The 7,945-nt window shown below is 32.7% G+C and carries 5 protein-coding genes and 2 pseudogenes; 4 read left to right on the top strand and 3 right to left on the bottom strand.

Features of this window, described 5'->3' with window-relative positions:
* The coding region (locus AB4Y90_RS12530) for a DEAD/DEAH box helicase (protein WP_441557909.1) at positions 1-1,228 on the bottom strand (1,228 nt) is incomplete at its 3' end.
* Between the two features lie 142 nt (positions 1,229-1,370).
* Here AB4Y90_RS12530 and lptB point away from each other — a divergent pair.
* The 4 genes and pseudogenes from lptB to AB4Y90_RS12510 form a co-directional block, all read left to right on the top strand.
* Positions 1,371-2,096: pseudogene (lptB, locus tag AB4Y90_RS12525) on the top strand (LPS export ABC transporter ATP-binding protein); the annotation flags it as partial.
* A 449-nt stretch (positions 2,097-2,545) separates the two neighbouring features.
* Positions 2,546-3,124 (top strand): hypothetical protein, encoded by a 579-nt coding sequence (locus AB4Y90_RS12520; RefSeq protein ID WP_441557908.1) that lies wholly within the window; start codon positions 2,546-2,548, stop codon positions 3,122-3,124.
* Positions 3,125-3,332: 208 nt separating this feature from the next.
* Positions 3,333-5,049 (top strand): annotated as a pseudogene (locus tag AB4Y90_RS12515) (ABC transporter ATP-binding protein).
* 192 nt (positions 5,050-5,241) lie between these two features.
* Complete coding sequence (locus AB4Y90_RS12510) at positions 5,242-6,192, top strand: helix-turn-helix transcriptional regulator (RefSeq protein ID WP_441557907.1); 951 nt, start codon at positions 5,242-5,244, stop codon at positions 6,190-6,192.
* Positions 6,193-6,341: 149 nt separating this feature from the next.
* Here the strand turns inward: AB4Y90_RS12510 and AB4Y90_RS12505 are convergent, their stop codons facing one another.
* Positions 6,342-6,833 carry a DinB family protein gene (locus AB4Y90_RS12505; protein ID WP_441557906.1) on the bottom strand — a complete coding sequence of 164 codons (492 nt, stop codon included), beginning with the start codon at positions 6,831-6,833 and terminating at the stop codon, positions 6,342-6,344.
* A 224-nt stretch (positions 6,834-7,057) separates the two neighbouring features.
* On the bottom strand, positions 7,058-7,945 hold an 888-nt coding region (locus AB4Y90_RS12500; protein WP_441557905.1), incomplete at its 5' end, for a glycoside hydrolase family 2 protein.

Raw genomic sequence — 7,945 nt, 5'->3', positions numbered from 1 at the left:
GTTTATACCCAGAATCATGCTCTTCATCAACAACGATCAATCCTAAATTCTGATAAGGTAAAAACAGGGCATTTCGTGTTGCAATAAGAATTTTAATGTCATTATTTTTTATTCTGCGCCAAATCTCAACTTTTTCAAAATCAGTTAACTTCTGATGATAAAAGCCTAATTGTCTTCCGTATTTTTTTTCTAACCTCTGGGTAATTTGCTTCGTTAAAGAAATTTCGGGGAGCAAAAACAAAACATTCTTACCTTCAGAAATACATTCTTCAATTTTCTCTAAATAAATATGGGTTTTTCCTGATGAAGTTACGCCGTGAAGCAAAACATTCTTACCTTCCTCAAACGCTTCATCTATTTCATTTTTTGCAGTTTTCTGAACTTCGGTAAGCTCTTCAACTTCTTCAATCTCGCCTTCATAGCTTTCAATCCGGTCTTTTTGCATGTAATATTCTTCGACAAGATTTTTATCTGCCAAGGATTTAAAATGCGAACTCGCAAAATATCCATCTTCAAACAACTCTGATTTTTTAATCGGTGATTCAGGATTTTCAGTTTGTTTTTCTAAAATATGCAGGAAAAGATCTTTCTGTTTCTGCGCCCTTTTCAGGCTTAAAAGAATTTCTGTAAGATTGTTGTTTTTTAAAACCTCATCTTTGATTTTCACATAAGCAACTTCTTTCGCCTTGTATTTTTCCGCAATTTTTTCATCAATCTCGATGTATTGCAAATCAATCAGAGAATTAATGGTTTTAATAATATCTTTTTTAGGAATAAACGCTTCAATATCTGTCAAATTGATCAGCTGCCGAACTTCCAGCGCCTGAATCAGGTACATTTCGTTGACATCAAGATTCTCAAACTCAACCGTTGCGTTTGGTTTTAATTTAAGATACGTTTCACTCTCCAGTTTTAAAGAAGAAGGAAAAGCAAACCTGTAAATTTCGCCCAGATTACACAAATAATAATCTGAAAGCCATTTCCAGAACTTAATCTGTTGCGATGGCAAAATCGGCTGTTCATCTAAAATGCTGATCACTTCTTTCGCTACAAACTGAGTAGGCTCTTCATCGTGCAATTCAAAAACAATTCCGGTATAGATTTTTTTCCCACCAAAAGGAACCAGAACCCTCATTCCGGGCAAAATTTTTGATTGTAATTCTTCCAGAACTTTGTACGTAAAAGTTCCTTTCAGATTAAGCGGTAAAATAATTTGAGCGTATTGCAAGGAAATAATTAAAGTGTAAAATTAGATTTTTCTTTATTTAAACACAAAATAACATTTAAAATTAGTTTAAAATATTCTTAAATTAAATTTGAGCCATTCATAATATAAATTTCTAATTCAAAAAAACTTTATCTTTGCGACTATGATTTTACGAGGAGAAAACTTAATCAAAGAATATGGTCCCAAAAAAGTTGTAAAAGGCGTTTCTGTACAGGTTCAGCAGGGAGAAATTGTAGGTTTGCTCGGTCCGAACGGAGCCGGAAAAACCACTTCATTTTATATGATCGTAGGTTTGGTAAAGCCTACTTCAGGAAAAATTTTCCTCGATAAACAGGAAATTACTACCGATGCGATGTATCGTCGTGCGCAAAAAGGCATCGGTTATCTTGCTCAGGAAGCTTCGGTTTTCAGAAAATTGTCTGTAGAAGATAATATTCTTGGCGTTTTGCAGCTTACTAAACTTTCAAAGAGAGAGCAACAAATCAAATGTGATGAACTGATTGAGGAATTTTCTCTGCAACACGTTCGTAAAAACAGAGGAGATCTTCTTTCCGGAGGTGAAAGACGTAGAACCGAGATTGCAAGATGTTTGGCAACAGACCCGAGTTTCATTCTTCTGGATGAGCCTTTTGCCGGAGTTGACCCGATCGCCGTTGAAGATATTCAGAAAATTGTAAGAAGCTTAACCGATAAAAACATCGGAATCCTGATTACCGATCACAACGTACAGCAAACTTTGGCGATTACCAACAAAACTTACATCATGTTTGAAGGTAAAATCTTAAAAGAAGGTTTACCTGAAGATTTGGCAAACGATCCGCAGGTAAGAGAGGCATATTTAGGAGAAAACTTCGTTTATCAAAGTATTTTCGACAAGCCAAGCAAGAAAAGCTATGCTTACAACATTTGGGCTGGAAATTTCGATTCTAAAAGCCAATTCCAAAGTTTTGTAGATGAAAATCTTAGTCAGTTTGATGATTTGAGGCTGATGTACGGATTTGAAGATATTAGTTTTGCCTCATTAGGAAATTCAGAAATTCAACATATCTTTAATGATGTTGTCGATAAAAATGCCAATAATTCTTTTGTTTTCCAGAAGAAAGAAATCAATTCACATTATTCGTTAGAACAGGCAGAAGCAGATTCTAAAGCAGCAAGCAAATCTGAATTGCATTATTTGACGACTTATGTTTTTGAGGGGTAAAATTTAACTTAGAAGTTAATTCTCACTTTGGCAAATACAAAATTATTTTTCATATTATAATTAAAGTGCACTATGAATGGAATTTTGTATATTTAATTGTTAAGCAATATTTTATGAAAATTCCTTTGACAAAAATAATTTCGATTATAATTTTACTTTCTTTTAATCAAATTTTCTCTCAAAATATTTATGAAACTATTAAAAAAGAGTATGGATTTATTATAAAGTCTGAAAAACTGAATATTGAGAACCGTTTTCAAAGAGTTTTAGAGAATGAAAATGAAATTGAAAACTTAAGTAAAAATCAATTTTCGGAATTGAAAAATGCAATAAAAAATTATAATTTCGAAAGTAAAAGCTGGACTAAAACGGAACTTGGAAATAATTTTCTTATTTTAAAAAATGATAGAAAATATATAATTCCGAAGGACAGTATTAAATTTTATTCTTCAAAAAATAATTTATCAAAATTTGATAGAAATAATATTTGGAAGAAAGTTAAAAGATACAATAAAAATATAAATGAATGGCGACACTTTCCTATTTCAATTTCTGAAGTAATATATAGTTTCGACAAAAAATTAGCAATGATTTTAATTAATCGTGGAAATGATGGTGGAAGCTTAGATGTTTATGAAAATATAAATAATAATTGGGTTTTAATTGATAAGATCTATAGATGGAGTTACTAAGAATATTTTCTGACATTAATAATTTTTGCAACACTTCCAAATGCTTTTAAATTTCACTTGCTGAAAAATATAATAAAACGTACCTTTTTCTCACAGAAACGGTGCGTTTTTTTCTTTAAACCAAATCATGGCAAAACCTTTTAACAGAACAGTAACTTTATTCGGGATTTACAGACAGCTGGTTCCGTTTATCAAACCTTACCGGCCGATGATCTACGGAACTTTGTTTCTTACTTTTCTAGGTGCTTTGGCGGCTCAGGTAAACCCTTTAGTTTTAAAATATACGGTCGATGAAGTGACAAAACTCACGCACCTTCCGCATCCGATGAGTGAGGGAATTCACATTTTAATTATCATTTCGATTATTTTACTTGGAAAAGAATTACTGAATATCTTCATTAATTTCGGGCAGAAATTTTATGGTGAAAAAATCAGGATCAATGTAAGCTCGGTTTTAGCACAATCAGCAATTGACAAAATTCTTACCTACAGAGTTGCTTATTTTAATGATGAAAACCACGAATCCGGAAAACTTCAAATAAGAATCGACCGTGGAATTGAAAGCCTCACAAGACTTGTTCAGAATTTCTTTATTGATATGCTTCCGCTATTTTCAAATGCATTTATCGCTCTGATTATCATGTATTTGCAAAATGTTTATGTAGGAATAGTTTCTACGATTATTGTTCCTATTTATTTTTATATCAGTTCATTACAGGCAAAAAAACTGGGTGGTGTAAGACGAACTTTAAGAAATCAGCGCGAACAGAAAACTTTTAAATTTAATCAATTCCATTATGGTGATTAAAAGTTTTGTCCGAGAAAGATTTGAAGGCAAAAAACAGTACGATCTGCAGATGCAGCTGATGGAAAGTCAAATGTTTACGCGAAAAACGAATTTTATTTACGACGGTTTAAAAACTTTTATCGAACAGTTTGGGGTTGTTCTAATTATTCTTCTGACGGTTTATTTGGTTTTAGACCAGCAAATGACAATTGGTGCCATCATGCTTCACATCATGCTTTTCAACAATGTTTCTTCGCCGATCAGACAGCTCCATAGAATTTATGATGATATGAATGATGCGATGATTTATGCGGAAGGTTATTTTGATATTCTCAATGCTGAAAATGAAACCGAGCCGAACGGAACTTTTGTTGAAAATGAAATTAAAGGGAATTTTGAATTGCGAAATGTTAATTTCACCTATCCAAACGGAACAAAAGCATTGAATGATGTTTCGATGATGATTGAAAACGGAAAAACTACCGCTTTGGTCGGCTTAAGCGGAGCCGGAAAATCAACGATCATCAATCTTCTCTGTAAATTTTATCTTCCCGATTCCGGCGAAATTATTTTAGATAAAGTTGATTTGAAAAATTACAACAATACTTTCTTAAGAGACGATTTAGGATTGGTGTTACAGAAAAATCATATTTTTCAGGGAAGCATTGAGGACAATATCCGCTACGGAAATATGAATGCGAGTTTTGAAGAAATCGAAGAAGCCGCTAAAAAAGCATATCTCCACGAACAGATATTAGATCTTCCGGAACAATATAAGCACGATGCAACCCAACTTTCCGGCGGACAACAGCAAAGAATCGCAATTGCCAGATTATTTCTGAAAAATCCACCGATTATTTTTCTTGATGAGCCAACTGCAAGCCTGGATGCGATTGCTACCGAACAGATTAAAAACTCTTTGGATGCCATAAAAGAAGGCAGAACGGTGGTTATTATTTCACATTCACTTTCTCAGATTTTAGATTCAGATAAAATTTATGTAATGAAAAAAGGCGAAGTTGTAGAAAGCGGAACCCATGATGAATTAGTGCAGATGAATGGAACTTATAAGGAAATTTTTGATGCTTCTGCGAGAAGTTTGAATCTGGATAAACTRGTGAATACTTTTAAAAATTAATGGAACAATGGAACAGTTTAACAATTTACCAATTTGAACCATTAAGTTATTTTAGTTGAAAAGATTTTTTAAGATTCAGATAAAATCTGAATTAAGCAGTTCCTTAATGAATATCTTCAGATATTTCCTTAAAAAGACTTAACAACTTAATAAATCTTAATGGTTTAAATTTTTCAGATTAAATTTGCATCAATGAACGATCATTATCTCAAAAAAATCGACCGAGTAACAGCTATTCTTACGCAACTGCAATCAAAACCGATTGTAAGAGCGCAGGATTTGGCAAAAAAATTTGATGTCAGTATAAGAACGATTTATCGTGACGTAAAAACTTTGGAAAATGCCGGAATTCCCATTATTGGGGAAGCAGGAAACGGTTATTCTCTGATGGATGGCTACAAGCTTCCACCCATTATGTTTACAAAGCAGGAGGTTTTGAGTTTTATCACTGCTGAAAAGTTAATGCAGAAATTTTCGCATGAAAGCTTGGGAAATCATTATCAGACAGCAATGGAAAAACTGCGTTCTGTTTTGAGACATTCAGATAAAAATTTAATTCAGAATATTGAAAATCAGATTGATATTTACAATTATAATCCAAAAACGGAAGACACCATAAAAAATATTATTCCTACAATCCTGGAAAGCATTGCCGAAAAGTACCAGATTTTAATAGAATACAAAACGGTTGATGATAAAATTTCGAAACGAACTATAGAAGTGGTGGGTGTTTTTTTTGAATTTCATTATTGGTACATCATTGCTTACTGCACGTTGAGAAATGATTACAGACAGTTTAGAATAGACCGGATTTTAAATATTATAAAAACCCAAAACCCTTATTTGCAGGAATACGGTCAAATTAATGATTACAGAAAAAGTCCGAACGGAAATAAAACCATCGTCAAAATTTTAGTAGACAAAAAAATTACGGGACACCTGAATAATTCAAAAATCTATTACGGATTAATTAAAGAAAAAGAAACCGAGAAAGGGGTTGAAATGACGTTTGAAACCGAGTGGATCGAAGAAGGATTTCCACGTTGGCTGATTACTTTTTTTGATTACGCTGAAATTATCGAACCTCAATCTTTAAAAACGACGATGAAAGAATTGATTGAAAAAATCTCTAAAAATTTATAATTTTTGTGGACTAAAAGTATATTTTTTTTTGCCACGAATGCACAAATATTAATAGAAAAAATCTCCCACAGATTTCACATATTTTCACAGATGATACTGCTTAATTTGCAAAACTTGCGAGAGAAGTTTTAAATAAAACATCGATGATGTTAGAATCTTTCCCAGAAGAAAGGCGGCTCAATTCCCAAAGCTCTTAAATAAGTATAGCCTTGACCACGGTGATGCACTTCATTATCAATGAAATATAGAATATTCTGATACACCGGAAATTCATACTGACCGAATAAATTGAATGTCTCCTGGAATCTTTCTTCAGAAATCTGGTTAAAATATTGATTGATCACTTCCGTTTCAGAATCCCATTTTGCCAAAAGATCTTCTTTTGTTTTAGGTTGGAAYGCCTCTTCAGAAAATTTTTCTTCCTGATGATCTACAATTCCTTTCAAAGCCGGACCTGCAATACTGATTAGCTCTACCGCCAGTTTTGCGAAAGGTCTCATTCCGCCCACTGAAAATTCGAATAATTCTTTTTCAGGAAATGCTTCAATCACTCTTCTTGTCAGATTTCTGTGACCTTGCCAATGTTCTAATAATTGTGCTGAAGAGATGAACTGTTGGTTTGCGATTGCTGTAGTTGTCATAATTTTTTGTTTTAAGTTGTTAATCTTAAGACAAAGGTAATCGCAGTTTATGACAACAGTTTGTCAGTAGTATTTTTTAGAATGAAAAAAGTTTTAAATTCTTTAAAATAAATAGATATTTTTCACGTTAGATTGATATCCTACACACAAATGTTTTAACTGCAAATAATGTAGAGGTAGATAAATTTGAATTAGGCCGGTTTTTAAAAATCGGTCTTTTTTATTTACTTATTCATTGTATCCCACAAAGTTATCACCTCAACATTTTTCAACGGTTTTGAAAGTGTAATTCTTTTTGAAGTTTTTGGAAGTAAATCGAAAAAGTTATCACTAAAATGAGTCTCGCCCATTAAATAAACATCTTTCGCCAAAACATCAGTCGAAATTTCGATTTCTGTTGCAGAGATTTTTTTTATTTTGATGTTGGGTTTTGTAAGCTTTAAATCTTTTGGTTTTGAGAAGAAATGATTGCTTTCCGCAATAATTTTTTCATCTTTACCCCTTAATATTAAATTTAAAAATAACTCATTTTTATCTAGATCGCCAATTAACTCAGCGATTGATACTGAATCAAACTTTACAATTTCATCTAATGTTTGGTTTTGATTGGAAACAGCAGTAAGTATATTCTCGCCATTAAAGTCATTAACTTCCATTTCTAATGAAACTTGTTCAATATTTTTCAAATCATCATTAATTCCATAAAAATTTAAAATACCGTCTTTTTCTTCCGTTAAAATCACCTGATTTCCAAAGCTTCTTTTCACCTGATAATGCAACGCTTTCCAATTTCCTGAATAATCAATCGATGACCAGGAAATCACCGGCCAACAATCATTTAACTGCCAATACAAAGTTCCCATATTATAAGGTTTTGCACGGCGATGTGCTTCAATCGCAATCTGCATTCCGCGAGCCTGAAGAAGCTGAGAAACGTAATTGTATTTCACAAAATCTTTGGGAACAATATAATCCCGTTCCATGTATTTCTGAATAATTTCGAAACCTCTTGCATTTTTTTCGTGCGCTTTAATCGTTGGATTTTCTAAACTCAAATCGGGTTTTCCAGAAAACATTGATTGAACGGTTTCCAAACTCGGCATTCCCTGAAA

Source organism: Chryseobacterium sp. 2TAF14, assembly GCF_052115105.1.
In the GTDB taxonomy this organism is placed as follows: Bacteria; Bacteroidota; Bacteroidia; order Flavobacteriales; family Weeksellaceae; genus Chryseobacterium.
This window is presented reverse-complemented; position numbering and strand designations above follow the sequence as displayed.

What these genes read in the sequence shown, in the direction of transcription:
- AB4Y90_RS12520 (WP_441557908.1), top strand. Translation starts at nt 2,546, where the DNA reads ATGAAAATTCCTTTGACAAAAATAATTTCGATTATAATTTTACTTTCT.
- AB4Y90_RS12510 (WP_441557907.1), top strand. Translation starts at nt 5,242, where the DNA reads ATGAACGATCATTATCTCAAAAAAATCGACCGAGTAACAGCTATTCTT.